Annotated in this window: 18 protein-coding genes; 14 read left to right on the top strand and 4 right to left on the bottom strand. The window is 71.3% G+C overall.

Features of this window, described 5'->3' with window-relative positions; translation table 11 throughout:
* The first annotated feature begins 11 nt into the window (after positions 1 to 11).
* The 3 genes from D187_RS15245 (at position 12) to dbpA (ending at position 6,392) form a co-directional block, all read left to right on the top strand.
* The gene (locus tag D187_RS15245) at positions 12 to 1,382 is read left to right on the top strand and encodes a protease inhibitor I42 family protein (RefSeq protein WP_002626243.1); all 1,371 of its coding nucleotides are present in this window, start codon (positions 12 to 14) and stop codon (positions 1,380 to 1,382) included.
* 147 nt (positions 1,383 to 1,529) lie between these two features.
* Positions 1,530 to 4,892, top strand: coding sequence for a ribonuclease R (rnr, locus tag D187_RS15240; protein WP_245591723.1), 3,363 nt, complete (start codon positions 1,530 to 1,532; stop codon positions 4,890 to 4,892).
* Positions 4,893 to 5,006: 114 nt separating this feature from the next.
* On the top strand, positions 5,007 to 6,392 hold the full coding sequence (dbpA, locus tag D187_RS15235; RefSeq protein ID WP_002626239.1) for an ATP-dependent RNA helicase DbpA: 1,386 nt from the start codon (positions 5,007 to 5,009) through the stop codon (positions 6,390 to 6,392).
* 63 nt (positions 6,393 to 6,455) lie between these two features.
* Here the strand turns inward: dbpA and D187_RS15230 are convergent, their stop codons facing one another.
* Positions 6,456 to 8,858, bottom strand: coding sequence for an endonuclease MutS2 (locus D187_RS15230; protein ID WP_002626237.1), 2,403 nt, complete (start codon positions 8,856 to 8,858; stop codon positions 6,456 to 6,458).
* Positions 8,859 to 8,935: 77 nt separating this feature from the next.
* On the opposite strand from D187_RS15230, the gene D187_RS15225 reads away from it, so the two are divergent.
* From D187_RS15225 to D187_RS15200, 6 genes are all read left to right on the top strand, one after another.
* The gene (locus D187_RS15225) at positions 8,936 to 9,634 is read left to right on the top strand and encodes a tetratricopeptide repeat protein (protein WP_002626235.1); all 699 of its coding nucleotides are present in this window, start codon (positions 8,936 to 8,938) and stop codon (positions 9,632 to 9,634) included.
* Positions 9,635 to 9,694: 60 nt separating this feature from the next.
* Positions 9,695 to 10,963, top strand: a complete 1,269-nt coding sequence (locus D187_RS15220; protein ID WP_051256377.1) for an adenylate/guanylate cyclase domain-containing protein — start codon at positions 9,695 to 9,697, stop codon at positions 10,961 to 10,963.
* Positions 10,960 to 12,153, top strand: coding sequence for an exo-beta-N-acetylmuramidase NamZ family protein (locus D187_RS15215; RefSeq protein ID WP_002626231.1), 1,194 nt, complete (start codon positions 10,960 to 10,962; stop codon positions 12,151 to 12,153). The genes D187_RS15220 and D187_RS15215 overlap by 4 nt, the downstream gene beginning before the upstream one ends.
* Positions 12,150 to 12,833: a metallophosphoesterase family protein gene (locus tag D187_RS15210; RefSeq protein WP_002626229.1), complete on the top strand. Its 684-nt coding sequence runs from the start codon at positions 12,150 to 12,152 to the stop codon at positions 12,831 to 12,833. Before D187_RS15215 ends, D187_RS15210 begins: the two co-directional genes overlap by 4 nt.
* Positions 12,834 to 12,841: 8 nt before the next feature.
* Positions 12,842 to 13,390, top strand: a complete 549-nt coding sequence (gene nadD / locus D187_RS15205) for a nicotinate (nicotinamide) nucleotide adenylyltransferase (protein WP_002626227.1) — start codon at positions 12,842 to 12,844, stop codon at positions 13,388 to 13,390.
* 178 nt (positions 13,391 to 13,568) lie between these two features.
* The gene (locus D187_RS15200; protein ID WP_002626226.1) at positions 13,569 to 14,195 is read left to right on the top strand and encodes a DUF47 domain-containing protein; all 627 of its coding nucleotides are present in this window, start codon (positions 13,569 to 13,571) and stop codon (positions 14,193 to 14,195) included.
* A 9-nt stretch (positions 14,196 to 14,204) separates the two neighbouring features.
* Here the strand turns inward: D187_RS15200 and D187_RS15195 are convergent, their stop codons facing one another.
* Both D187_RS15195 and D187_RS15190 read right to left on the bottom strand, forming a co-directional pair.
* A complete protein-coding gene (locus D187_RS15195) occupies positions 14,205 to 14,639 on the bottom strand; it encodes a putative toxin-antitoxin system toxin component, PIN family (RefSeq protein ID WP_002626225.1) in 435 nt (144 codons plus the stop codon).
* Positions 14,640 to 14,726: 87 nt separating this feature from the next.
* Complete coding sequence (locus D187_RS15190) at positions 14,727 to 16,331, bottom strand: bifunctional metallophosphatase/5'-nucleotidase (protein WP_002626224.1); 1,605 nt, start codon at positions 16,329 to 16,331, stop codon at positions 14,727 to 14,729.
* A 308-nt stretch (positions 16,332 to 16,639) separates the two neighbouring features.
* On the opposite strand from D187_RS15190, the gene D187_RS15185 reads away from it, so the two are divergent.
* Entirely contained in the window at positions 16,640 to 17,551 is a 912-nt protein-coding gene (locus tag D187_RS15185) for a hypothetical protein (protein ID WP_155893370.1), read from the top strand.
* On the opposite strand, the gene D187_RS15180 is transcribed toward D187_RS15185, so the two are convergent.
* Positions 17,448 to 20,525: a cyclic nucleotide-binding domain-containing protein gene (locus D187_RS15180; protein ID WP_002626223.1), complete on the bottom strand. Its 3,078-nt coding sequence runs from the start codon at positions 20,523 to 20,525 to the stop codon at positions 17,448 to 17,450. The genes D187_RS15185 and D187_RS15180 overlap by 104 nt on opposite strands.
* Before the next feature lie 204 nt (positions 20,526 to 20,729).
* Between D187_RS15180 and D187_RS15175 the strand changes: the two genes are divergently transcribed.
* From D187_RS15175 to D187_RS15160, 4 genes are all read left to right on the top strand, one after another.
* On the top strand, positions 20,730 to 21,419 hold the full coding sequence (locus D187_RS15175; RefSeq protein WP_043430057.1) for a hypothetical protein: 690 nt from the start codon (positions 20,730 to 20,732) through the stop codon (positions 21,417 to 21,419).
* 31 nt (positions 21,420 to 21,450) lie between these two features.
* On the top strand, positions 21,451 to 22,431 hold the full coding sequence (locus D187_RS15170) for a hypothetical protein (protein ID WP_002626221.1): 981 nt from the start codon (positions 21,451 to 21,453) through the stop codon (positions 22,429 to 22,431).
* A gap of 153 nt (positions 22,432 to 22,584) precedes the next feature.
* Positions 22,585 to 24,432 (top strand): ATP-binding protein, encoded by a 1,848-nt coding sequence (locus D187_RS15165; RefSeq protein ID WP_002626220.1) that lies wholly within the window; start codon positions 22,585 to 22,587, stop codon positions 24,430 to 24,432.
* Between the two features lie 77 nt (positions 24,433 to 24,509).
* Complete coding sequence (locus D187_RS15160) at positions 24,510 to 25,469, top strand: FecR domain-containing protein (protein ID WP_155893369.1); 960 nt, start codon at positions 24,510 to 24,512, stop codon at positions 25,467 to 25,469.

Below are 25,469 nucleotides of genomic sequence, written 5' to 3'. Positions count from 1 at the left end.
AGACAGCGTCGATGGCCAAGCCCAGGTCCGGGGCCAAGAAGGCGACTCCCGCCGCGAAGAAGGTCAAGTCGGCGAAATCGGGGGGTGTCCTCAAGAGCGCGTCCAAACGCGTGGCGAAGGCGGCCGCGAAGTTGGTGGCGAAGGCGACCGAGGCGTCCAAGGCGGGAAAGAAGGCCCCCGCGAAGAAGAAGTCCGCGGCCCCTGCCGCGAAGAAGGCCGCCGCCAAGGTGAAGCAGGTCGCCAAGGCGGCCACGAAGGTGGTGGCCAAGGCGGCGGCCAAGGTGAAGGAGGCCGCCAAGGGCAAGGAGTCCGCCAAGCCCAAGGAAGCCACCAAGGGCAAGGAGTCCGGCTCCAAGGGCGCTCGCGCCGAGCCGAGCGCTCCTCCGGTCGAGAAGCCTCGTCCCCGCGCCACCAAGCTGCCCCCGCCGGGCGAGCCCCTCAACAAGCGCGACATGGAGCAGTTGCTCACCGCCGGCCAGGGCCGGGGCGTGGTGGGCGAGGGCAGCCTCAAGGGCCGCCTGACGGTCGTGGAGGGCCTGCCGGGCCTCGTGGTGATCGGCCGCGACAAGCGCGAGCTGATCTTCATCCTCCAGGGGCCGGATCAGGAAGTGCTGCCGGCCTACGTGGACCACAAGGTGTCCGTCAGTGGTCTCATCAAGAAGACCACCAACTACGGCGGCACGGTGGACGTGCGGAAGTTCTCCGCGAAGAAGCCGGAGGCCGAGGAGCCCATCCCCGAGCCGGTGGAGTCGGAGACCCGCCTGCGCTACCTGTCGCCCGGCGAGGTGTCGCAGGTCATCTCGGCCGGCATGGGCGCGGGCATGAAGGGCTTCGCCGCGCTGCGCGGCAACCTGGAGATGACCGGCGAGGAGTTCGTGCTGGTGGTCTCCAACGCCGGCACCCGGCAGCAGGTGTCCTACATCCTCGAGGGCAAGGGCGCCAAGGGCCTGCGCCGCTACCTCGGCCAGACGCTGTCCGTCACCGGCGTGGTGGACAAGTCCTCGGGCTGGGGCGGGCGCATCGACGTGGAGAACGTGGAAGTGCGCCCCGCGGAAATCCGCCCCATGTCCCGCGAGGGCCTGGAGACGGTGCACGTGGAAGGCGAGCAGTCGACCAGCATCGACGTGCGGCTCAACCACGCCTTCACCGTGCGCCTGCAGGAGCAGCCGGGCTTCTCGTGGACCATCGAGCCCACGGCGGCCAAGCGTCTGGGCCTGCGCGAGGCCAACTTCGAGGTCAACGCCGAGGGGCCCGCCTCGCGCGAGTTCTTCTTCACGCCCCGCAATCCGGGCGCCTCGGAGATCGAGTTCTTCCTCGCCAAGGCCTTCAACCCCGGTCAGGTGGAGCGCTCGTTCAAGCTCAACGTGACCGTCAAGGCCTGAGAGGGTCCCGCTGACCATCCTCCGTCCCCATCTTTCGCTCTTCCAGTCATGCCCGGGGGTCCCCAGTGGGACCGGCCGGGCTTATTTTTTTCAGGGCCCGCTGGGCTCCCTTCCGTGGGATCTCTCGTGACGGATCTTCCTCAAGACGTGAAGCGACACCTGGCCGAGTCCAAGCAGCCCCTCGGCATCAAGGAACTGCTCAAGCTCACCCAGCTTCATCCCGGACAGCAGACCCAGCTCAAGCGGACGCTCCGGGACATGGTGCGCGCGGGCGACCTGCTCAAGGAGGGCAAGCGCTTCCGCCTCCGGGGCTCGCAGCCGCCTTCGCCCGGAGGTGACGGCCCCCGGCCTTCCTTCCGGCGCGAACGGGACGCAAGGCCCCCCGAGGCCCCACGGGCTGGCCCCCGGGAAGAGCGCGGCGCACCCGGCCCGGAGGCGCGAGCCCCGTCCGAGCTCGACTCGCGCTTCGCTCCCCGGGGCCGCTTCGACAAGGAGCGCCGCCCCGAGCCACGCGGCCGCTTCGTGCGCGAGGGTCGCGCCGAGCAGCCCCGAAGCCGTTTCGAGGACCGTGGCGCCGAGCCGCGTGGCCGCTTCGCCCGTCCCGAGCATCCAGCTGATGCGGGCCGTTCCGCGCCTCCGGGCCGGTTCGCCCGGGACGAGCGTCGGCCAGCACCGGCAGGCCGCTTCGACAAGGAGCGCCGTCCCCCGGCCGGTGGGCGCTCCTTTGGCGGGGATCGCTTCGCGTCCCGTGACCGGGGTGGCCGCGGCGGACCCAAGGGTCAGGAGGTCACCACCGTCGAGGGCGTGTTCCACGCGCACCGGGATGGCTTCGGCTTCGTCCACCCCAGCTCGGGACAGGGGGACAACATCTTCCTGCCGCCCCAGGAGGCCACGCGCGCGCTCGACAACGATCGCGTGGTCGTGGAGGCGTGGGGCCGTCCCGGACGCATGGAGGGCCGCCTCGTGAGCGTGGTGGGCCGCCTGCGCCAGCTCGTCGTGGGCACGTATGAAACCCGCGGCCGGCACGGCGCCCAGGTGGTGACGACCGACAAGAACCTGCAGGCCCAGGGTCCCATCCGCGTGCCGCCCACCCAGATGGCGCGCGACGGAGACCTGGTGAAGGTGCGGCTGGGCGTCGGCGCCGGTCTGCTGGAGCCGGGCGAGGGCCTCTATGGCGAGGTCGCTGGCTCCCTCGGCAAGCCCGGGGATCCGAGCGCGGAAGTGCTCTCCATCGCCTACTCGCAGGGCTTCTCCGACGAGTTCCCTCCCGAGGTCATGGACGAGGCGGACCGCATCCACACCGTCGTCTCCGAGGAGGAGGCCCGGGGCGAGGAGCGAAAGGATCTGCGCTCGCTGCCGCTCGTCACCATCGACGGCGAGGACGCGCGCGACTTCGACGACGCCGTCTACGCCGAGGAGCGCAGCGAGGGCTGGCGGCTCGTGGTGGCCATCGCCGACGTGACGCACTACGTGCGCGAGGGCACCGCGCTCAACGCCGAGGCCCTGCGCCGCGCCACCTCCGTCTACCTGCCCGACCGCGTGCTGCCCATGCTCCCCGAGCGCCTGAGCAACGGCATCTGCTCGCTGCGTCCCGACGAGGACCGGTTGTGCATGGTGGCCGACATGGTGATCGACCGGAAGGGCACGCTCGTCTCCAGCGAGCTGTACCCGGCCGTCATGCGCAGCCACGCGCGCTGCACCTACAACGAGGTGCAGGACGTGCTCGATGGCAAGGACGTGCCGCACCGCAACGCCTTCAAGCCCCACTTCGAGCGGCTCCAGTCCCTGGCGCGCACGCTCACCCAGATGCGCAAGGAGCGCGGCGCCATCGACTTCAACCTGGCCGAGCACAAGGTCGTCATGGGCGAGGACGGCCTGCCCGCCCGCATGGAGAAGCGCGAGCGCAAGGACAGCCACCGGCTCATCGAGGAGTGCATGCTCGCCGCCAACGAGGCGGTGGCCAGGTACTTCGCCGACCGCGAGCTGCCCAGCGTCTACCGCTACCACGGTGAGCCGGACGAGGAGAAGCTCGCCATCTTCGCCCAGATGGCCCAGGCCTACGGCTTCCAGCTCAACGCCGAGGACATCACCCCCAAGGCGCTCAACAGCTTCATGACGCAGTTGCAGGGCCACCCCGAGGAGCGCGCCCTCAACCAGCTCCTGCTGCGCTCCATGATGCAGGCCGTCTACACCTCGGGAGACCGGGGCCATTACGGCCTGGCCGCCGAGTACTACCTGCATTTCACCTCGCCCATCCGCCGCTACCCGGACCTGCTCGTGCACCGGCTGCTCAAGGCGCACTGGAACCGCAAGGGCCAGAAGCGGCTGGAGGCCCACGTCGAGCGCGAGGAGCGCACGCTGGAGGACATGGCCGCCCAGAGCTCCGATCGCGAGCGCGCCGCCATGCAGGCCGAGCGCGAAGTGGTCTCCTACTACGCGGCCCTCATGGTGAAGGACCGCGTGGGCGAGGAGTTCGCCGCTACCGTCGCCGGCATCGCTGAGTTCGGCTTCTTCGTGGAGCTCGATGAGCTGCACATCGAGGGGCTCGTGCGCGCCGACACGCTCGGCTTCGGCACCCGCTTCGACAAGGCGCTGCTCGCCCTGCTACTGCCGGGTGGCTTCCGCGTGCGCGTGGGCCAGAAGGCCCGCGTGCGGCTGACCGGCGTGAACCTGGCCCTGCGGCGGATCGACTTCGAGGCCCTCGAGGTGGGCGGCCAGGCGATCAAGGCCATGCACGCAGTGGAGCGCCAGGAGCAGGAGGCGCAGCGGCGCCAGTCCAAGGAGGATCTCAAGAAGGCGGCCCGCCTCGCGCGCGAGCGCGAGCGTCAGGAGAAGTGGGGCAAGCCCCGGGTGGACATCGGCGCCGATCGCTCGCTCGCCGAGGCCGAGGAGGCCCAGCGGCGTCTGGTCGCCGATGCTCCCGTGACGATGGAGATTCCCCAGGAGATCATCGACGCCGTGGTGGTGGGGGCTCCTCCGGAGGTCTCCGCCGAGGTCCTTCCCGTGCCGTCCGCGGGCTTCGAGCGCATCCGCGCCCTCGCGGCCCTGGATCAGCCTTCCGAGCAGCAGGCGCCCGAGAAGGTGAAGGCCGTGCCGCCCACGCGGCGCAAGCGGGCCGCCGTTGCCGCCGAGGAGAAGCCGACGCGGGCGAAGCCACCCGCGACCCGGAAGCAGGCCGCCGCCAAGAAGGCTCCCGCGAAGAAGGCCGCGGCGGCCAAGAAGGCTCCCGCGAAGAAGGCCGCGGCGGCCAAGAAGGCTCCCGTGAAGAAGGCCCCGGCGGCCAAGAAGGCCGCCGCCAAGAAGACTCCCATGAAGAAGGCCCCGGCCAAGAAGGCCGCGGTAGCCAAGAAGGCTCCCGTGAAGAAGGCCCCGGCGGTCAAGAAGGCTCCCGCGAAGAAGGCCCCGGCCAAGAAGGCCGCCGCCAAGAAGTCCACGGCGGCGTCCAAGGCTCGTCCCACCAAGGGCGGAGCGAAGAAGACGGCCACCTCCCGCCAGGGAAGGAAGTCGTAGCGGCGGGCGACGACCCTCTCAGTCGGAGCCACCCGAGGGCCTCCAGCCATGGCGCTGGGGGCTCCTCGTGGCGCTCCGGCGTCGCCTCCTCACCTCCGCCGCTCGAGACCCCCGATGGATTTTTCCGCACTCGCCCTGTCCCCGCCGTTGTTGCAGGTCCTCGCGGAGCTGAAGTTCCAGACCGCCACGCCCATCCAGGCCCAGAGCATCCCGGTGCTCCTCCAGGGCCGCGATCTCGTCGGTCAGGCGAAGACGGGCAGTGGGAAGACCGCCGCCTTCGCGCTGCCGATCCTGCAGAAGATCCAGCTCCCACACCGCCGGCTCCAGGCCCTCGTGCTCTGCCCGACGCGCGAGCTCTGCGCCCAGGTGGCCGGAGAGATCCGCCGCCTCGGCCGGAGATTGCCCGGCCTCCAGGTGCTCGTGCTCGCGGGGGGCCAACCCATCCGGCCCCAAATCGAAGCGCTCGAGAAGGGCGCCCACCTCGCGGTGGGCACACCCGGTCGCGTGTTGGATCTCCTCCAACGCGAGGCGCTCGACACCCGCCACCTCGCCACCGTGGTGCTCGACGAGGCCGATCGGATGCTCGACATGGGCTTTCGCGAGGACATGGAGCGCATCCTCGGCGCCACCCCGAAGACACGTCAGACCGTGCTCTTCTCGGCCACGTTCCCCGACTCCATCGAGGCGATGAGCCGCGCCTTCCAGAAGGATCCCTCGCGCGTCACCGTCGAGGCGACCGACGCGGCTCCCGACATCCAGCAGCTCGCCTACCTCTGCGCGCCCGAGGAGAAGACCGCCGTGTTGTTGCGGCTGCTCCGGCACTACCAGCCCACGTCCGCCATCGTGTTCTGCAACCTCAAGGCGACGGTGGTCGAGGTGACTCGCGCGCTGAGCGAGGCCGGGGTGAGCGCGGATGGCCTCCAGGGGGACCTGGAGCAGTTCGAGCGCGACCGCGTCATGGCGAAGTTCCGCAACCACAGCACCCGGGTGCTCGTCGCCACGGACGTGGCGGGCCGGGGCATCGACGTCGAGGCGCTCGACGCCGTCTTCAACTTCGATCTGCCCTCACAGCCCGAGCCCTACGTGCACCGCATCGGCCGCACGGGACGCGCGGGACGCCAGGGCCTCGCCCTCTCCCTCGTCACGCCGAAGGATGACCGCAAGGTCGAGGAGATCGAGCACGCCACCAAGTCCAGGCTGGAGCACGCGCGCGTGGACGCACTGCCCCCCGAGGATCCGGCGGGCAAGGGTTCCCTGGGTTCCGCCTGGGAGACGCTGTGCATCTCCGCCGGGCGCAAGGACAAGATGCGGCCGGGAGACATCCTCGGCGCCCTGACCGGTGAGGCCGGTGGGCTCAAGGCCACCGACATCGGGAAGATCGAGATCCAGGATCGGCTGTCCTACGTCGCCGTGGCCAGGAGCGTCGCGCGCGTGGCGCTCCAGAGCCTGAGCCAGGGCCGCATCAAGGGGCGCAAGCACCACATCGAACGGCTGCGCTGACGCCCTTCCTCCCCGTCACCGCCGGGAGCGAGCCCGGGCGGTGACGGGGAAGGGGAGGGCACCTCACGCCCTCAAGGCCACCACCGTCACGCCGTCGCCGCCCTCGTGGTTCTCTCCGGGGCGGAACATGCGGATGTACGGCGAGGCCGCGAGGTAGTCCCGGATGGCCTGGCGCAGCGCCCCCGTGCCATGCCCATGGATGATGATCGCCGCTTCCTCTCCACTGCGCATGCCCCGGTCCAGGAAGGACTCCAGCTCGCCCAGCGCATCCTCGGCCCGCATGCCCCGCACGTCGCAGCGGTAGTTCGTCGACGGCACCGCCTCGGGCGCCGCCGCCTTGGCGCGCTGCAACTGCTGCGACTGCTTGTTGCGCTCGGGGAACTTCGACTCCTTGGGCTTGCCCGCGCGCGTCCCCGACAGCTCCGACACCGGCACGCGCATCTTCATGATGCCCGCCGCCACCAGCGCCTGATCCCCGTGCAGCTCCAGGATCTCCACGTCCTTGTTCAGCCCCGAGTGCCGCACCCACGCGCCCACGCGCAAGTCCGCCGGCGCTGGCGCCTCCACCTGGAACAGCTCCGCCCTCGCCGCCTTCGCCCGCTGGTTGGCCTCCTCCATGCGCTGCAACAGCTGCGTGCGCGCCTCGCTCGCCGCCTTCTCGTTCGACTGCGTCCGGAGCACCTTGAGCAGCTCCTGCACCTCCGCCGCCGCCTGCTCGCTCGCCGCCGCCACTTCCTCGTTGAAGCGCATCAGCCGCGCCTTGCGCTCGCGCTCGAACTGCACCTTCTGCTCCTCGAGTTCCTTGCGCAGCCGCTCGCTCTCCTCCGCCGCCACCTTGGCCCGATCCAGCTCGTCCTGCAGCCGGCGCCGGTCCTCCTCCGCCGCCGTCAGCGCCTTGGCCAGCGCGCCGCCCGCGTTCATCGACAAGTCCCGCGCCCGCTCGCAGATGTGCGCCGGCAGCCCCATGCGCGCGGCCACCTCGATCGCCGAGGACGCACCCGCCGCGCCCAGCTGCAGCTTGTACGTGGGCGCCATGCGCTTGGAGTCGAAGCCCACGCGCGCGTTGAGGAAGCGCGGATCCAGGTGCGCGAGCGCCTTGAGCTCCTCCAGGTGCGTCGTCACCAGCACCACCGCCCCCTTGCCGAGCAGCTCCTCCAGCACGGCGATGGCGATGGCCGCGCCCTCGCGCGGATCCGTGTCCGCGGCGATCTCGTCGATGAGCACCAGCGAGTTCTTCGCCACCGCGAGGGTGATGTCCCGCAGGCGCGCCACGTGCGCGCTGAACGTGGACAGGCCCTGCGACAGGTCCTGCGCGTCGCCCACCGTGGAGTGCACCGTGTGGTACAGCGGCATCCGCGAGCCCTCGCCCGCGGGGATGGGCAGACCCGCGCGCAGCATCAACGCGCACAGGCCCACCGCCGTCAGCGTCACCGTCTTGCCGCCCGCGTTGGGGCCGGACACCACCAGCGCCCGCGCCTCGCCCTTCATCTCCACGTCGTTGGGCACCACCTCGGTGTCGCGCAGTACCAGCCGCGGATGCCGCAGCCGCACCAGCGCCAGATCCTCCACGCCCTGGAACTCCGGCGTATAGGCGCGCAGGTCGCCGGCCAGCACCGCCGCCGCCTCCGCCTCGTCCAGCTCCGCCACCGCCGCGATGCCCTCGAGCGCCTTGGCCGCCTCGCGCCCGAGCTGGTTGGTCAGCTCCTGGAGGATGCGCCGCTCCTCCTCCGCCACCAGCGACTGGGCGATCGCCAGATCATTGCCCAGGCCCACCAGCCCCTCGGGCTCGACGAACAGCGTCTGCCCCGTCTGGCTCGCGTTGTGGACGATGCCCGGCACCTCGCCCCGGTAGTTGGAGACGACGGGCACCACGTACCGGCCATTGCGGATGGTGTAGTAGTTCTCGCGCAGCTTGGGCAGGAAGCCCTCGTCGTGGAGCATCTCCTCGAGCTGGCCCTTGATGCGTCGGTGCAGGCCCCGCACCCGGTCGCGCGCCTCGCGCAGCTCCGGACTCGCCCGGTCGGAAATCTCCCCGTCCGCCTCGAAGCTCCGATCGATGCGCACCGCGAGCGGCTCGAGCAGCGGCAGCCGCCGCGAGATGGCCGCCAGCCGGGGCACCACGTGTTGCCTCTCCTCCAGGGCCTCGCGCGTGCGCACGAAGGCGAACAGCAGCTGCGCCGCGGCGATGAGCTGCCGGGGCTCCAGCAGGCCGTTCTTCGACGCCAACTCCAGCGCCCCCCGCAGGTCCGTCACCCCGCCGAGCGGCAGGGAGAACTGCTCCTGGGCCAGCCGCCGCGTCTCGGCGACGAGCGCCAGGGCCTCGGCGACCTCCTCGTCCGTCCCGAGGAACGGCCGGGCGAGCGCGCGCTCCCTCCCTGGTTCGGTCCGACAGCGGTGGGCCAGCGCACGAAGCACTTCCGCGTAGCCAAGGTCTTCTAAAGTTCTTTGAGCGATCTGCACGGTCATGGGTTTCATGCGCGGCCGGGCGGCCGTCAAGAGGAAGTGCGGTTGGACTGCGCGTGCCGCTCTGCTATCAGCCAGCCATGCTCTGGCTCCTGGTAGCGGGCACCCTCGCGGCCGCCACGGACGTCCCCGTCTCCGGGGACCTGACACCCGCCCTCACGCAGGAGGCCGCTGGCGACGCCGCCGGAGCGCTCGCGGCCATCCAGGAGATCATCCAGTCCTGGCCCAACGAGGCGCTTCCTCGCCTGGAGGCCGCCCGCCTGAGGCTCAAGCTGGGAGGGGACCTCGATCTGGTGGAGAAGGACCTGGAGGTGGCCTCCACCGCGGCGCCCAACAACCCCCGGCTGCACTTCCTGCGCGGGCTCCTGTGGGAGGAGCGTGGCCAGTTGACGCGCTCGGCCAGTGCCTACGAGCGTGCCGTCTTCCTGCGCTCCTCGTACGACGAGGCCCGCTTCCGCCTCGGCGGCGTCTGGGCCTCCCTGGGGGATTGGCTCAAGGCGGAGATGCACTACCGGCTGCTCGCCCGCACCCGCCCGGAGTGGATCCAGGTCCGCCTCCAGCTCATCCACGTCATCGAGCAGCAGGGCCGGCTGGAGGACGCCGAGAAGGAGTGGCGTGAGTTGCACGCTGAACAGCCCGCCAACGTGCTCGTCGTCGAACAGTTCGCCCGGTTCTACGAGCGCACGGGCCGCCCCCACCTGGCGGCCCAGCTCCGGGCGAAACTGGGGCCCGCCTCACCTCCCAAGAAAATGCGTCCGCTGCGCCCGTCGCGTCGCTAGGAGGACAGGGCGCTCTTCCGCGATTGCGTGGAAAGTGTCACTGCATACACTGCCCCCGCCTTGAAGACCGCCAACCTCGCCATCGTGTTCACCGACATCCAGGGCTTCTCCGAGCGAACCAGCCGGCAGACGCTCGAGGAGAACGAGCGTCTGCTCCGGGTGCACAACGAGCTGCTCGTGCCCCTGTTCAAGGCGTTTGGCGGGCGCATCCTCAAGTCCATCGGGGACGCGTTCATGGTCACCTTCGAGTCCCCCACCCAGGCCGTCCTGAGTGGCATGGCCATTCAGGACCGGCTCTGGCAGTACAACCAGGCGGCCTCGGAGGCCGAGCGGCTCGATGTGCGCGTGGCCATCAACGTGGGCGAGGTGCGGCTGGAGGAGCAGGACGTCTTCGGCGAGCCCGTCAACATCGCCGCCCGCGTGGAGTCCATCACCGAGGCGGGCGAGGTCTTCTTCACCGAGGCCGTCTACCTCGCGATGAACAAGGCCGAGGTGCCCTCGCGCGAGGTGGGCCTCTTCGAGCTCAAGGGCATCCCCAGCAAGATTCGCGTCTTTCGCGTCCCCCGAGGGCCGTACCGCATGGGCGCCCCCGCGCCCGAGGCGCCGCCCGAGCCCACGCTGGAGCGACCCCCGTTCGGCAACCTGGCCCTCTCACGCGTCCCCGAGTCGATGCTGGTGGCGACGGGCCCGGACCTCGCCACCACCGCGGCCCAGGTGGGCGAGCGCCTCGCCCAGCGCACCCGCACGGTCTTCCACGCCGTGAAGACCCACCGGCAGCGGCGCTGGCGCCCGTCACCCCGAGCGCTGATGGCGGGCGGCGCGGCGCTGGCCCTGGTGCTGCTCGCCGTGGGGGGCTTCCTGCTCCTGCACGACTCGCCCGTCGAGGCCGCCATCAAGGCCGCCGCCAACAGGGAGTTGCCGAACGCCGAGCGCGCCGAGTGGGGGGAAAAGGCCCGCGGGCTCATCGCCGAGGACAAGGAGCTCTCCGCGGGCGAACGGCGGTGGCTGCTCGGGCGGCTCGAGGAGGGGCTGCAGCGGCCCGAGCGCGCGGTGGAGCATTACCGCCTCGCGGTGAAGGCCGGCGAGGAGCGGGCCAGCGAGCGGCTCATCGCGCTGCTCGATCACGAGGTGTGCCCGGTGCGCCGCGAGGCCGCGGAAGTCCTGGGCGCATTCCGGGTGGCGTCCGCCCGCGAGGGGTTGGAGACGCTCGCGAAGAAGGGCGGGGACGGAGAGAAGAAGCCGAGCCTGTTCGATCCCGGGTGCAATTCGCGCGAGGCCGCGGAGCGGGCGCTGGTGCAGCTCGGGCAGCTGAGAGGGAGCACGAGATGAGACGGGTGAAGACGGGACTGGATGTGTGGGTGGAGCAGGGCTTCGCGCCGCTCAAGGGCAAGCGGGTGGGCGCCATCGTCAACCCGACCAGCGTGGACTCGAACTTCCAGCACCTGGCGGACCTGCTGGCGCGCACGCCGGGCGTGCACTTGGCGGCGCTCTTCGGCCCCGAGCACGGCGTGCGCGGCGAGGCCCAGTACATGGTCGCCGTGGACGCGGACAAGGACCGGCGCACGGGCGTCCCCGTGCACAGCCTCTATGGCTCCACCTTCGAGTCGCTCTCCCCGCGCCCCGAGTGGCTCGAGGGCCTGGACGCGCTCGTCTTCGACATCCAGGACGTGGGCAGCCGCTACTACACCTACGTCTACACCATGGCGCTGGCCATGAAGGCGGCGGGCGCGGCGAAGATTCCCTTCTACGTGTTGGACCGGCCCAACCCCCTCAACGGCGTCACCCTCGAGGGCAACCTCGTGGGCGAGCGCTACCGCTCCTTCGTGGGGCTCTACCCCATCCCCAACCGCCACGGCATGACGGCGGGCGAGCTGGCGCGCCTCTTCAACGACGAGCAGGGCTTTGGCTGCGAGCTGACCGTGGTGCCCATGCAGGGCTGGCGCCGCGAGGACTTCTGGAGTGACACGGGGCTGCCCTTCCTGCCGCCCTCGCCCAACATGCCCACCGCCGACACGGCGCTCGTCTACCCCGGCATGTGCCAGGGCGAGGGCACCAACGTCTCCGAGGGCCGGGGCTCCTGCCGCCCCTTCGAGCAGTTCGGCGCCCCGTGGGTGGACTCGGACGCGCTCATCGCCCGGCTCGAGCGCGAGCAGTTGCCCGGGGTGCGTTTCCGGGCGGTGGGATTCACCCCCACCTTCGACAAGTACCGGGGCGTGTCGTGCAACGGCGCCTTCATCCACGTCACGGACCGCACCGCCTTCCTCCCCCTGCGCACGGGCATCGCCATCTGGCAGGCGCTCCACGAGCTGGGGCAGGGCAAGGGGTTCGCCTGGCGCGAGGACGCCTACGAGTTCGTGGACGACGTGCCCGCCTTCGACTTGCTGTGTGGGACGGACCAGGTGCGCCGGGGCATCGAGGCGGGCTGGCCCCTGAATCGTTTGCTGGAAGGCTTCGACGCCCAGGCCCAGGAGTTCGCCCGGCGCAGGGAGCGCCACCTGCTGTACGCTCGCGGCTCGTGAGCCAAGACGTCATCGGGATTGTCTCCGACAGCCATGGGGATCTGGCCGCCTTCGATGCGGCCTATGAGCTGTTGCGCGCCAAGGGCGCCCAGCGCTTCGTCTTTCTCGGCGGCCGCTACAGCGACCTGGACGAGTGGATCCTCGATCGGCGCGAGCGCAGCCGGGGCGGGCGGGAGTACTCGGGCACGGACTTCCTCCAGGACGTGGAGCGCTGGCTGTCCGTCTCCGACAAGAAGCCCCGTCCGCGCTCGCTGTCGGTGAGCCGCGAGGAACTCGAGAAGGAGGCGGCGGACCCCCTGCGCGTGCGCGAGAACTTCCTGCGCACCCCCGAGCGCGACTGCCTCCAGTACCGTGACCCGGCCATCCCCCGGAAGGTGCTGGACATGGTGGGCGACACGCTGTGCTGCCTCGTCTACGACAAGAACGACCTGGAGCGGGACGATCTCATCAACGCCAGCCTCTTCCTCCACGGTCGCGAGTCCGAGCCGAAGATCGTGCAGATCGGCCCGCGCTTCTTCCTGTCCCCCGGGCGGCTCGCGGGCGCCGCGGAACAGACGTGCGCGCTGCTGGAGCGCGTGGAGCGCGATCTGCGCTTCTCCGCGTGGCGGTTGGATGGAAAGGCCGTGCTGGAGCCCCGGGTGCTGCCCCTCGAGCGGCGCACGAAGATGTCCATCAAGTGAAGCCACCCATGCGCATCGCCCTGCTCGGAGGCTCCTTCAATCCGCCCCACGTGGGGCACCTGATGGCCGCCCACTACGTCCGCGCCACCCAGGGCGTGGACGAGGTGTGGCTCATGCCCACCTTCCGCCATCCCTTTGGCAAGGCGTCCGTTGCGTTCGAGCACCGGGTGCGGATGTGTGAGTTGCTCGGGGAGGACACCTCGGGCTGGCTGAAGACGTCCCGGGTGGAGAGCGAGGTGGGCAAGGACGGGCGGACGGTGGACACGCTGGACTTCCTCCAGGCGCGCCACCCCGAGCACCATTTCTCGCTCATCATCGGCTCGGACATCCTCAAGGACCTGCCGTACTGGAAGGACTTCGATCGCATCCAGCGGCTCGCGCGCGTGGTGGTGCTCTACCGCGCGGGCTACCCGGCCGAGGGCACCGTGGGGCCGCCGCTCGCCGAGGTCTCCTCCACGGAGATCCGCGAGCGCCTCGTCCGGGGTGAGCCTCCCGCGGACCTCGTGCCGGCCCCGGTGCTCGCCTACGCGCGCGAACACCACCTGTACGCCCCCTGAGTCCGGGCACCCCCCATCCCTGGTGGCCCAGGAGGAAAACGCACTCCGGGTCTTCCCTGACCGGGACGGGGTGCACAATCTTTCGTCACGAACATGTAACGAACGCGAAACGAGCCAAAGGCTTTATGAGCCGGCGTTCCCCAGAGCCATTCATCGGGTGCGGTGAACCGGAGGTTGCATGCTCGAGAGATTGATGCCCACGGCGGATGGGTTCCACGACGACTTCGATGCCCAGTGCGCCACGACCCTGGCCGGAGCGCGCCTGTTCCATGAGTTGCTGAGCGACTATCGCGACGTGCCCGCCCGGGTCGAGGCGCTCGAGCGGATGGAGCACCAGGGCAACGCGGTGAACCACCTGGCGCTCGAGCGGTTGCACTCGGCCTTCATCGCCCCGTTCGAGCGCACGCACATCCACGCGCTGCTGTCGCGGATCGACGAGGTGCTCGACTTCACCCTCGCGGCGGCGCTCCGGCTGCGGTTCTACGAGATCCCCGCGAGCTTGCCGGAAGCCACCCAGCTGTCGCGCCTGCTCGTGACGCTCACCGAGAAGCTGCGCGAGGTGGTGCGGGCGCTGCGCTCGCTGCGCCACCCCGAGCCCATTCTCTCGGGCTGCAAGGAGCTCAAGCAGCTGACGCGCGAGGCGAAGGACGTGCTGCGCGCCGGCAAGGGCCAGCTCTTCAAGAGCGGGGTGGATCACCTCACCGTGCTCAAGTGGAAGGAGATCTACGACGCCCTCACGAGCGCGCTCTTCAAGTGCCGGGAGGCCGCGGATGTCATCGAGGCGATCGTCCTGACGTACGCCTGAAGCCCGGGCTCACCCGGGCAGCCGCGCCACCAGTTGCCGGCAGGAGAGGATGCCGAAGGGCAGTCCCACGCGATCGGCCATGGACAACACCCGCTTGTCCTTGCTCACGAGCCACCGGGCCCCCGAGCGGGCGGCGAGCTCGAGGAACTTCTGATCATCCCGGTCGCGGCAGCGGGGCAGGGGCGGCAGGGGCGCGCCCGGCTCCACCGGCACTTCCCGCACGAGACTCCGGTAGCGCTCGAAAACCGAGCGCTGGGCGGCCTCGTCCAGGTGGAAGGTGGGGTAGGCGAGCACGTACTTCAGCTCGCGCAGGGTGTGCTCATCCGCCCACGCGGTGACCGCGCCCGACGCCAGCGCGCGCGCGAGGGGCCCGAGGGAGGGGTCGTCGAACACCAGCAGATCCAGCACCACGTTGGTGTCGAGCACCAGGGGCAACGGGCTCATGGAGGGGCGCTCCCAAAAGCGGGGGGCCCGGCACTCCTCCCTGGGGAGGAGCCACCGGGCCCCGGAGTCGAGCCGCGGACGGGCGGCCTACTTGACGACCTTGTCCAGCGGCTTCGCCTCGGTGGTGGCCTGCGCCTTGGTCCAGTCGATGACGGGCGTCTGCCAGGACATGCCCGTCTCATCCGGCTCCGCGTCGAGCTTCTCGAACTCGAAGCCGTCCCCGCCGAAGTAGAGGTACTCGACGGTGGCGATCTTGTAGTCCTTCTTCGCGTCCAACGGCTTGCCCTTGGCGTCCTTGAACTTGCCCTTGCCGGCCGGGGTGAAGCCCGCGAACACCGCCTCCGGGTTGGCGAGCTGGCGCGCCAGGTCCTCGCCCTTCACGTCCACCACCAGCAGCGAGTTCTCGAAGGGCAGCACCGAGTACACGCTGCCCTTGGTCACCTTGCCCGCGGGCAGGCTCGCGCGGAAGCCCTTGCGGTTGAGCACCACGCCGTCCGTGGAGAGCTGCTGCTGGATGGCGCCCGCCACCCAGGTCCCGAGCTGCTTGGAGTCCGCGGGCAGCGCCTTCTTCACGAAGCCGATCTCCTCGCCGAGCACCTTGTCCAGGCGCTGCTGGAAGTCGGCGAGCTGCTGGGTGATGTCCGCGTTGGCCGCCGGCGCGCCCTCGCCGCCCGTCACGTCCACGAGCGTGGCCTCCACCGCCGTCACCTGCTCACCCTCGGGCTTGGAGGGATCGAAGGTGTAGGAAGCGCGCAGGTACTTGCCGAAGCCCTTGCCGAGCGACACGTACGTGGTGTCGCCGTCCTTGCTCATCTCCGTGGGCTGCGGGCACCGCCCGCCCGCCACCAGCGACACCTTCCAGTCCTTGTGCGCACCCACCACGGCCTTCAGGTCGCTCGGGCACTCGTCCGCGAGCACCACCACCGTGTCGGCGCCGGCCTTCTGGGCCTCGGCCACCGCCTGCGTCAGCGCCTGCTCGTCGGGGATGACTTCCAGGCCCTCGGCGCGGCCGGCCATGGCCGTGGACACCGTCTTGGCCGAGGTGAGGCCCACCACGCCCACCTTCAGGCCCTGGCGCTCGAACACCTTGAAGCCCGGCAGCTCCCAGCCCTTGGCCAGCGCCGCGTCCTTCACCTTGAGGTTGGCCGCGAGGAAGGGGAAGCCGCCGAGCTGCTGGTTCTTCTGGAACTGCTCCCGCCCGAAGTCCAGCTCGTGGTTGCCCAGCGCGGACGCGGCATAGCCCATGCGGCCCATCACCGTGGCGGTGGACTCGCCGTAGAGGAAGGAGGAGAGGGCGGGGCCATTCCAGGCGTCGCCGATGGTCAGCGCCAGCGTGGAGGCGTTCTCACAGGGGGCCTGGCCCTCCTTGAGCGGGCCGGGACAGTGCTTCTCCTTGGCCTCCCACCAGCCGAGCAGCTGCGCCGCGCCCGGCGGCGTCGTGCCCTCCTCGGTGGGAGCGGGGGCGAGCTGACCGTTGACGCTGCCGGTGACGAGCACCGTCACCGTCGTCGGCTGGGGCGCGGGGGCGGGCGCCGGAGCCGAGGGAGCCGGGGCCGGCGCGGGCTCCGGGGTGGACTTCTTGTCGTCGCAGCCGGTGAGCGCGCCCACGAGTGAGAGGGCCAGGACACCGGAAGCGCGGCGCCACGGCTTCATCGCGCGAAACACCGGCTTGGAATCGAACTCTGGAGGCATGCGGTCTCCGAAAGGGTTGACGCTGCGATCGCGCGAATAGCACACCTCCCGCTCCGGAGCCTCAGAAAGGGGGCCGTCCCGACCCCCGGAAGCCGCGTGCTATCGTCGGCCCCGTGCACGGCCATCATCAGAAGGCTCCTGCTTCACCGGCGCGGGGCGGACCGGAGCAGGACTCCTCCCACGAACAGACGCTGTGGAGTGTGTGGGACAACGTAAGACGTCACGCGGATCATCTGCCGTGGCAGGTGGCGGCTCCGCCCGCGAGTCGTTGGGGCCAATTCGTTCAGGGGTTTTGTCTGCCTTTCCAGTTGGTCCGGGTTCTGCTGGAGGATCCAACGACGCGGCGGCGCTATCTGACGGTGGGCATCACCCAGGCGGCCGTCGTTGTCGCGCTGGTGGTGCTGTCCCGGGAGTGGAAGGACGACGTCGCGCGCGAGGTGGGCAGGCGCACGGGCGTCGAGCTGTGGCTCGTGTACTCGGCGGCGATCTTCTCCTCGCTGCAGCTCTTCCAGTGGATCGTCATCGCCCTGTCGCGCGACCACCACACGGTGCTCTCGCGCGAGGCGAGCGTGCGCACGGGGCTCGAGCCGGAGGATGAGCCGCTCACGCCCCGGGTCTGGCTCAACATGTCCTGGCTGATGAAGAAGCTGAAGCAGCACTGGCGGGCGCTGTGGCTGTTCGCCTGGGGCGTGCCCGTGCTCTGGGGGGCCGATCGGCTCTGCCGTATGGCGTACGCAAAGGTGTTGCCCGGAGAGCCGAGCCTGTTGCCGATCCTGCTCTCGCTGTGGGGCGCGTGGTGGTTCGTGGTCTTCACCGCCGGCAGGAGCGAGCGGGCCTGGACCCAGGAGGACGCGCGCGCGCCCTGGTTCCTGCGCGCCTGGAACTGGCTCGGCTCGCACGTCCCGCTGCTGGGCTCCTATGGCGCGCGCTGGGCACGCGTCACCCACCCGGTGTTCTCTCCCGCGGCGTGCGTGGAGCAGCGGCCCTGGGGGCTGATGGGGCTCGCGCTGGCGCGGGCTGTGTCGAAGCTGCCGCTGGTGCGGTGCTTCCTGCGCCCCACCATTCCCGTGGCCGCCGCGCACCTGCTCGCGGCGGAGCGTCATCCCGCGCGGAGTGCTAACCCGCCTGCTTCCGCTCTGGCGGCGGTGGGGGCTCTTCCACGGGACGTGGCCCCATCGTCACCACCTCTCCCGGCTGCCGGGACTCGGCCGCCTGGATGACGGCGCGCAGTTGCTGGCTCACCGCGCGGAAGAAGCCCGTGAGCAGCTCCGGCCGGTCCGCCAGCAGATCGAGGAAGTCGCGCCGGTCGATGACGAGCGCCCGCGTGTCCTCCATCGCGACGGCGTCGGTGGGACGGGGCGCGCCATCCAGCAGGCTCATGTCGCCAAAGGTCTCCTTGGCGCGAATGCGCATCACGTGCTCGCCGTTGCTCACGGCGTCCACGGAGCCCTCGATGATGACGTAGAGCGCGTCGCCGGGATCTCCCTCGCTGTAGACGCGCTCGCCCGCGCGGAAGCGCGTCTCGCGGGCGATGGCCGCCACCGCCGCCACGTCATCCACGTCGTTCTGCGAGAAGACGTGCACCCCTTCCAGCAGGAAGAGCTTCTGCACCGTTGCCTGACTCATGTCCGACTCCTGGGCCGCTGGCAGATCCAAGCCGATCCGGCCCGCCACCTGGCGCGCGCACGCGCGCAGCACCACGTCCTCGCTCCGGCACAACCACGCGAGGTGTGCCTCCAACTGTCCCGTCTCTCCTGGCGGCAGCTCCCGGTGGTGCGTCTCCACCTGCTCGCGCACGAGCGACCGGTCGTCGTCGTCCGTGAGCGCCTCGAGCAGCTCCAGCGCGTAGGCCCGGCGCCGCGCGTCCTGTCCCGCCACGTGCTGGTGCACGCGCCGCATCACCTGGGGCGGGTGCAACAGGCCGAGCAGGAAGAAGGACAGCTCCAGCGCCTGATCCAACCGGTCGCACATCACGCGCGTGAGCAGCGCCTGGTCTCCCAGCTCCGCGCGCACGTCGCGGTAGGGCCCCACGAGCGCCCGGTACACGTCGCGCCGGCGGATGAGCGCCTCGCGCACGCGATCCAGATCCACCGGGTGCTCGGGGTGCTCGTCGCGCAGACGCGACAGCTCCGCGCCGATGCGGAAGTGCAGGCGGGCGTCATCGCGCACGTTGGAGAAGAGCAGGGCATGCAGCGCCGCCGGCGTGCCGATGTGGCGCAGCACGCGCGGCACCTGCAGCCGCATGGGCAGCGGCGCCGAGAGATCGTTGAGCGTCGTCTCCAAGAGGGGCGTCACCGCGTCGCCCAGCTCGGCGAGCGCCTCGCGCGCCTCGCGCCGCTCCTCGCGCCAGGTGAGGAAGGTGAGCAGCCGGGGCGCCAGCTTCACGTAGCCGCCCTGGCCCACGGAGCGCACCGCCACGCGCCGCACGGAGCTGTCCGGATCGCTCAGGAAGGGGGTGAGCATGGGCAGGTAGGTGGTGTCCCGGAGCCGGCCGAAGAGCCCCGCCACCTCGCGCCGGTCCGCCACCGGGGCCTGCGAGCCCCGCGCCGCCAGCGCCCCCAGGGACACGCGCGCCGCCGCGTTCCACCGGGTGCTCAAGAGCGCGCCGATCGCCGCGCAGCGCAGCCCCACGTCCGGGCTCTGCAACAGCGACGGCAGCAGCACCTCGGCCCGCTCCGGCGCGAGCTTGGAGAGCGCCCACACCGCGCGGTCGCGGGGACGGCGAGGGCCCTGCGTCACCAGTTGCTCCAGGAGGGGCGCCGTCTCCGTGGCCCCCAGCTCCAGGGCGAGCTCCACGGCGCGCTCCTGCACCCGCTCGTGCGAGTGGAGCAGCAGCGCGGGCAGGTGCGGCCGCAGGGGCAGCCCCTCCTGCGCCAGCAGCTCCACCGAGTTGAGTACCCGCTCCGGCGCGCTCGAGGCGAGCGCCTCCACCAGCAGCCGGCGATCCTCGCGGCCCAGCGCCTCGTCCTCCTCGGTGGAGGCCCCCACCTGCTCGCCCAGCGCCTCCACGTACGCGGGCCGCAGGCGCATGAGCAGCACGCCGAGCAGGCCGCACAGGGCCACCACGGCGAGCGCCATGGAGACGCCGTCGGCCGCGCGGCCCGCGCCGATGAGCAGCACGCCCGCGAGCACCGTGCCGCCCTTGCGCAACAGCCCCTCCACCGCGGCGCGCAGGGACTCGCGCTCGCTGTCGGGCACCGCCGCGTAGAGCAGCTGCACGCCCACCGGCAGCAGCGAGTAGTTGACGGCGTTCTCCAGCAGCCGCAACAGGTGCACCGGCCAGAGCTGCTGCGTCACCAGCGAGGCCACCGCCAGGGGCGCCATGATGCCCGGCAGCAGCGCCAGGTAGGCCATCAGCCCCAGCCGCTTGAGCAGCCGTTCGGCCAGCACGAGCTGGAAGACGACGCACACCAGGCCAATCCACAGCTGCAGCGAGCCGAAGAGCGCCGCCAGCCCGTCCTCGCTCAGCGTGTGCTCCACGCGCAGGCGGAAGAGGTAGTCGACGAAGGCGGAGAGCAGCGCGAAGCTCACCCCCAGGGCCGCCAGCACCCGGGCGTAGCTGCTGGTGGCCAGGTACTCCCACGCCGCCACGGGCGGGGCGAGGTGGCGCGAGCGCACCGGGGCGGGCGCCTCGTCTGGCTGGAAGTGGAAGGCCAGGCCCGCCACGAGCAGCGACAGCGCTCCGCCCACGACAATGGCCACGGTGCCCAGCCGCTCGGCGAGCCCCTGCACCAGCAGGCCACCGATCATTCCTCCCGCCATGCCCACCCCGTTGAGCGCGGTGAAGGCCCGCCGCGCCTCGCGCGCGTCGAAGGCCGCCGCCATCTGCCCCCAGAAGCGCAGGGAGATGAAGGTCGTGAACACATCCACGAAGAGGTAGAGCGCCAGTGCCGGCAGCCGGTGGCCGAGCGACACCCCCACCGCGAGCGCCCCCACCACCATCGCTCCCAGGCCCATGAGCAGCCGCAGCGACGCGGCCGGCTCCCCCGGCTTGGGGCGCGGCAGGAGCGCGATCGTCGCCACCAGCAACGCGCCCACCAGGTACAGGTAGGGCAGCACGTGCGACTCGAAGCGCGACAACACGAGGGCGTTCACAGCCGTCTTCAGCTGCGTCACACCGGCGATGAGGGCGAACTGGAAGGTCGCCGCGGGCCACAGACGCTGGCCCCAGGACTGCGGCTCTGGAGTTGCCACGGGGCGTGCATCCTAACCGTCCAATACCGGAATTTCCAGAAGCCAGAACCCGGGGGCGAGGCGATCGGAAGGGGAGCGGCCAGGCGTCGAGCCCCCCGGGAAGCTCCGCCAGTGATGACCAGCGAGCACGTGGTGGGCCGACGGTTGCTGGAGCCCCCCCGCTCGATTGAGTATGGAGCGCACTGGTTCTACGCTGGGGGATACATGATCGCCGCAGTCCTGCTCGCCCTCGTCTGTTCGACTCCCGAGGCCTCCAGCGGCACCCTGCCGCCCGAAGCCCTGGGGGCTCCCCCCCAAGCCAATGCCCTGCCCACCGCCTGGGCCTGCACCGTGGACACGCTGCGCGCGGGCCGCGAATGCATCTTCGAGTCCGAGGTGTCCTCCTCCTCCAACGTGAAGGAGCAGGCGTCGGGCAACGTGCGCACGCTCACGGACATTGGCCACGCGCTGTGCACCCAGGCGGCCCGGCCGTCCTCGGGGCTCGCGCCGGACAAGGACCTGGTGGCGCAGTGCGAGCGCCGCTACTCCGAGGCCGCGCAGGACTTCTGTGGACTGGAGGGCAAGGTGCCCATCATCGACGCCAAGGGCCGCTTCGCCCCGGCGGCGCGCGCCTGCTACCGCCAGTTGTCGCTGGTGCTGCAGGACATCTCCACCATGGCCACGGTGGCCAGCGCCTGCTGCCAGTGCGCCCAGAAGCGGGGCTGCCCCGGGGCCGGAAACTCCTGCCATGAGAACGTGTCCCAGCAGAAGCTGGGCGCCAGCGCGCTCGCGTGCCTGTCCAACCAGTGCGGCTCGGCGTGTGAGCTGACGATGCCGACGGGCCCGGCCTCGTCCGAGGATGTCCGGTCCACGGAACAGGCCCGGCGGCCCTCCCGGACCCAGGGCTCGCTGTAGGTTGGCAACCGCTTCAACGGAGCAAGCACTCATGTCTGCCTTCCAGAAGATGACGAAGGGCATGGCGCGCTCGGGCGCGGCCCTGCTGTGCGCGGCGGCCCTCGTGGGCTGTGGCGGGCACTCGCACGCGGTGGCGGCGCGCGACAACTCCCGCTCGCTCATCCCCCCGGAGCCGCGCCCCCTCCCGGAGCGCGCCTCATCCGTTCCCGAGCCCGTCCGTCCGGAGGAGAAGTCCTTCGGGGCGCGCTACGCGACGCCCTCCCAGTGCGAGGCGGCGGCGCGGGCGCTCCAGGCCACGTCCCGCGACTCGGCCTGGACGGCGCTCAAGTCCTGCGTGGAGCGCACCCACTTCACCCTCCTGGGCGCGCTCCTGTCGGACGCGTGGGCCGAGGATCTGCGGGTGCGGCCGGACGCGGCGCGGATCATCGCCCGCGTGGTGGCCCTGCGCGGCGGCAGCGTGCCGGGGGAGCTGTCGCTCCTGCACGAGCACAAGGTGCCCATCTTCGGGTTGTCCGACGCCATCGCCCAGCCGGACATCTACAAGGGCCGCTACCTGCTGCTGCGCGCCCAGGTGGCCGACGTGCGCAGCGACGAGGACAAGCCCACGGTGTGGCTCGTCGAGCAGTCGGTGGGCTCGGTGGTGCGCGAGCAGCCCGTGGGCGCCACCACCCGCCGCGAGACGGTGAAGGTGCGCTCGGGCGCGCTCGGCGGGGACGTGGGCACGTTCGGCCGCGCCAACCTGGGGGGGCAACTCGTCACCCGGGAGAGCGAGCAGACGGTCTCCTCCCTGCCGCGCTACGACAACCTCTCCGACGAGACGGGGCGCGAGGCGCTCGGCCGCCTGACGAGCGCGGATCCCTTCTTCGCTCCGGGCAAGGACTTCGTCGTGCTCGCCCGCTTCGATGGGTTGCGCACCACCTCGAGCGGCGAGGACGAGGACGAGGACGCGCCCAAGCTGCCCGTGCTCACCATCGTCAGCTACCACGCGCCCCATCCGCTCGTCGTCTACTGACGCCCGTCGAGCCGTCCTCCCCCGGCGCTGTCCACCGCACAACGTCGGGAGAGCGGCACGTTCACGGTGTGACGTCGCACCTGTCCTGGAGTCTCCCTTCCCGGGGGGCCCTGTGGTGCAATTCCCCCTGTCTCGTAGGACCGGGGTGCCGACGTGCCCGTGCGTTTCGCTTCACGATTGATGCTCGTGCTCTGTCTGGTGGGCGTGGTGCCCGTGCTGCTGTTCGGCGCGCTGTCCTTCCACGCCAACCGTCGCGAGCTGCATCGCGTGGTGGGCGGGCTCCAGACGCAGGCCGCCATGGACTTCGCGCGCTCCTGCCACCAGCTCGTCCTGTCCGGCGTGGACAACCTGCGCCTGGCCTCCAGGTACCTCCCCCTCGAGGGGCTCTCGCCCGAGCAGCTCTCCCAGGTGCTGGACATCCCCCTGCGCCAGCTGTCGGCCTTCAACCTGCTCGTGCTGGTGGATGAGCGCGGCCACGCGCTCGCCCCGGCCGTGTACTCGCCGGACGAGGACGAGCGTGCGCAGCGCGTCACCGAGGCGAGCCTCGCGCTCTTCTCGAGCCAGGCGCCCGTACAGGCCGCGCTCGCCACGGGCGCGGCCATCGGCCCGCCGTACCAGTCCCCCGAGTCCCCCGGCGGCCGCGTGGCGCTCGCGGTGCGCGTGGGCACGGACGCCTCGCGTGTGCTGCTCGCGGAGTTGTCGCTCGCCGAGCTGGGCCCGCGCGTGGAGGAGCTCTCCGTGGGGGGTGGACGCGCCTTCGTCGTGGACGCCGACGGCCAGCCGGTGATCGCCTCACCCGGCTACCGCGAGCTGAGCGAGGCGGAGCTCCAACTCGTGCGCGAGGGCCTGTCCCGGGGCACGTCCGCGGTGCGCACCGTGTCCGACGCGCAAGGGGTGGAGTACCTCGCCGCCTTCGCGCCCGTGCCGGAGCTCGGCTGGGGCGTGGTGGTGGAACGCGAGGCCCACGCCGCCTTCGCGCCCGCCGAGCAGGTGCGGCGCTCCACGGTGCTCGGGGCCCTGGTGGCGCTGGGGGCCACGGCCGGACTCGGCTTCGTGTTCGCCCGGGGCGTGAGCCAGCCCGTCGCCCGGCTGTCCGAGGGCGTGGCCGCGCTTGCCTCCGGCCGCTACGAGCAGCGCGTCGTCGAGCAGGGCCGCGATGAGCTCGGTCAACTCGCCCGCTCCTTCAACCACATGGCCGGCGAGCTGCAGCGGCGTGACGCCGAGCTGCGGCGCTGGAGCGAGGAGCTGCAGCAGCGCGTGGACGAGCGCACCCGGGAGTTGCGCGAGGCGCAGGATCAGATCGCGCGCACCCGGCGGATGGCGGCGCTCGGCTCGTTCAGCGCGGGGCTCGCCCACGAGCTCAACAACCCGCTCACGGGCATCCTCGGGTTGTTGTCCCTGGCGTGCGAGGAGGTGCCCGAGGGCACGCCCCTGCGTCAGAGCCTGGAGATGTCGCTCGAGCAGTCGCGCCGCATGTGCACCATCATCCGGCAGATGCGGCAGATAACGGAGCAGGAGCGCAGCGGGGTGGGGCGGCCGTTGAATCCGGCGCAGCCCGTGCGCGCCGCGCTCCTCGAGGTGGACTCGGAGCTGCGCTCGCGGGGCATCACCCTCACGTGCGCGTTGAACGAGCCCATCCCCCAGGTGCTGGGACACGCGGAGCAGTTGCAGAGCGTGGTGTCCCACCTGTTGCGCAACGCCGTCACCGCCATGCCGGCCGGAGGCACTCTGTCGGTGGGGCTCGGCACGGTGGAGGGCGACGCGGTGTGCCTGTCGGTGAAGGACACCGGCAAGGGCATTCCCGAGTCCCTGCGCGAGCGCATCTTCGATCCCTTCTTCACGACGAAGGACGAGCCCGGGCGGATCGGGCTAGGCTTGTCGGTGGCGCACGGCATCGTCGAGGCGCACCACGGCCGCATCCGGGTGGAGAGCGCCGAGGGGCGAGGCACCACCATCACCGTCATCCTTCCCGCGGTGGGCGCCGAGGCCCATCTGGTGTAGGCCGGCGGACGGGAGCGAGGAGACGTGATGCGGACAGGGCCGAGGGAGCAGTCCACGAGACTCCGGGGAGCGCGGACGTGAGCCCACGCCAGGAGCCGTCCGGACGCGCCCGAGGGTGGGTGCTGGTGCTGGTACTGTTGCTGGTCCTGGGCGCCGGGGGGTTCTTCCTCGGCCGCTCCGCGCCGGACGTGCCGCCGCCCCCCCAGGTGGCCGCGCCCGTGGCTCCCGCTCCGGCTCCGGCGCCCGTCGTGGAGGTGGCGCCGCGCGCGCGGGTGGTCGACGTGGTGGGCGCGGTGGAGCGCACCCGGGGCGAGGCCTGGATGGAGCTGCGGGTGGGCGACTCGCTTGCTCCGGACGAAGCGGTGCGCACCGGCCCCGGGGCCCGGGTGGATCTCCAGGTGGGGGATGAGGCGTCGCGGCTGTCCATCCCCGAGCGCTCCGAGGTGCGGGTGGGCGAGCTCACGCGCGACGTGCACTCCCTGAGCCTGGAGCGGGGTCGCATCGACGTGGACTACGGCGAGAGTCAGGCGCGCGTGTTGCGGGTGCGGAGCCAGGGCGGCACGGTGGCCGAGACGCGCGCGGCGCGCTTCACCATGCTGCGCCGCGGCACCCTGGTGGCGGTGGTGACGCGGGGCGGGGCGGTGGACCTGTCGTCCGCGGGCGCCCGCATCCAGGTGGGCGCGGGGCAGCAGGGCATCGTGTTCGACGGCGCGAGGCCGGTGGGCCCCGAGCCCATTCCCCTGGACGTGCTGTTGAAGGTGGCCAGGGCCCCCACCGCGAACACGCTGTGCCTGTCGCTCTCGGGCAAGGTGCGCGTGGGCACGGAGGTCTGGGTGGAGGATGAGCCCGCGGAGGTGTCCGAGGATGGGAGCTTCCGCGCGGACGTGCCCCAGGCCCCGGGCCGCTCGCGGGTGAAGGTGTTCGCGCGGGAGCCGGGTGGCGCCACGCGGGAGGTCTCCCTGACCTGCCGTTTCCGGCCCACGGCCGGCCCGCCCCCGTCGGAGTCGGTGAAGTTCCACTGGAACGAGGCCCCCTGA

It is taken from the genome of Cystobacter fuscus DSM 2262 (assembly GCF_000335475.2).
Lineage (GTDB): Bacteria > Myxococcota > Myxococcia > Myxococcales > Myxococcaceae > Cystobacter > Cystobacter fuscus.
Note: the sequence above shows the minus strand (reverse complement) of the source record. Positions and strands in the feature narration are given on the sequence as shown.

What these genes read in the sequence shown, in the direction of transcription:
- D187_RS15245 (WP_002626243.1), top strand. Translation starts at nt 12, where the DNA reads ATGGCCAAGCCCAGGTCCGGGGCCAAGAAGGCGACTCCCGCCGCGAAG.
- dbpA (WP_002626239.1), top strand. Translation starts at nt 5,007, where the DNA reads ATGGATTTTTCCGCACTCGCCCTGTCCCCGCCGTTGTTGCAGGTCCTC.
- D187_RS15230 (WP_002626237.1), bottom strand. Translation starts at nt 8,858, where the DNA reads ATGACCGTGCAGATCGCTCAAAGAACTTTAGAAGACCTTGGCTACGCG.
- D187_RS15225 (WP_002626235.1), top strand. Translation starts at nt 8,936, where the DNA reads ATGCTCTGGCTCCTGGTAGCGGGCACCCTCGCGGCCGCCACGGACGTC.
- D187_RS15215 (WP_002626231.1), top strand. Translation starts at nt 10,960, where the DNA reads ATGAGACGGGTGAAGACGGGACTGGATGTGTGGGTGGAGCAGGGCTTC.
- nadD (WP_002626227.1), top strand. Translation starts at nt 12,842, where the DNA reads ATGCGCATCGCCCTGCTCGGAGGCTCCTTCAATCCGCCCCACGTGGGG.
- D187_RS15200 (WP_002626226.1), top strand. Translation starts at nt 13,569, where the DNA reads ATGCTCGAGAGATTGATGCCCACGGCGGATGGGTTCCACGACGACTTC.
- D187_RS15195 (WP_002626225.1), bottom strand. Translation starts at nt 14,639, where the DNA reads ATGAGCCCGTTGCCCCTGGTGCTCGACACCAACGTGGTGCTGGATCTG.
- D187_RS15190 (WP_002626224.1), bottom strand. Translation starts at nt 16,331, where the DNA reads ATGCCTCCAGAGTTCGATTCCAAGCCGGTGTTTCGCGCGATGAAGCCG.
- D187_RS15175 (WP_043430057.1), top strand. Translation starts at nt 20,730, where the DNA reads ATGATCGCCGCAGTCCTGCTCGCCCTCGTCTGTTCGACTCCCGAGGCC.
- D187_RS15170 (WP_002626221.1), top strand. Translation starts at nt 21,451, where the DNA reads ATGTCTGCCTTCCAGAAGATGACGAAGGGCATGGCGCGCTCGGGCGCG.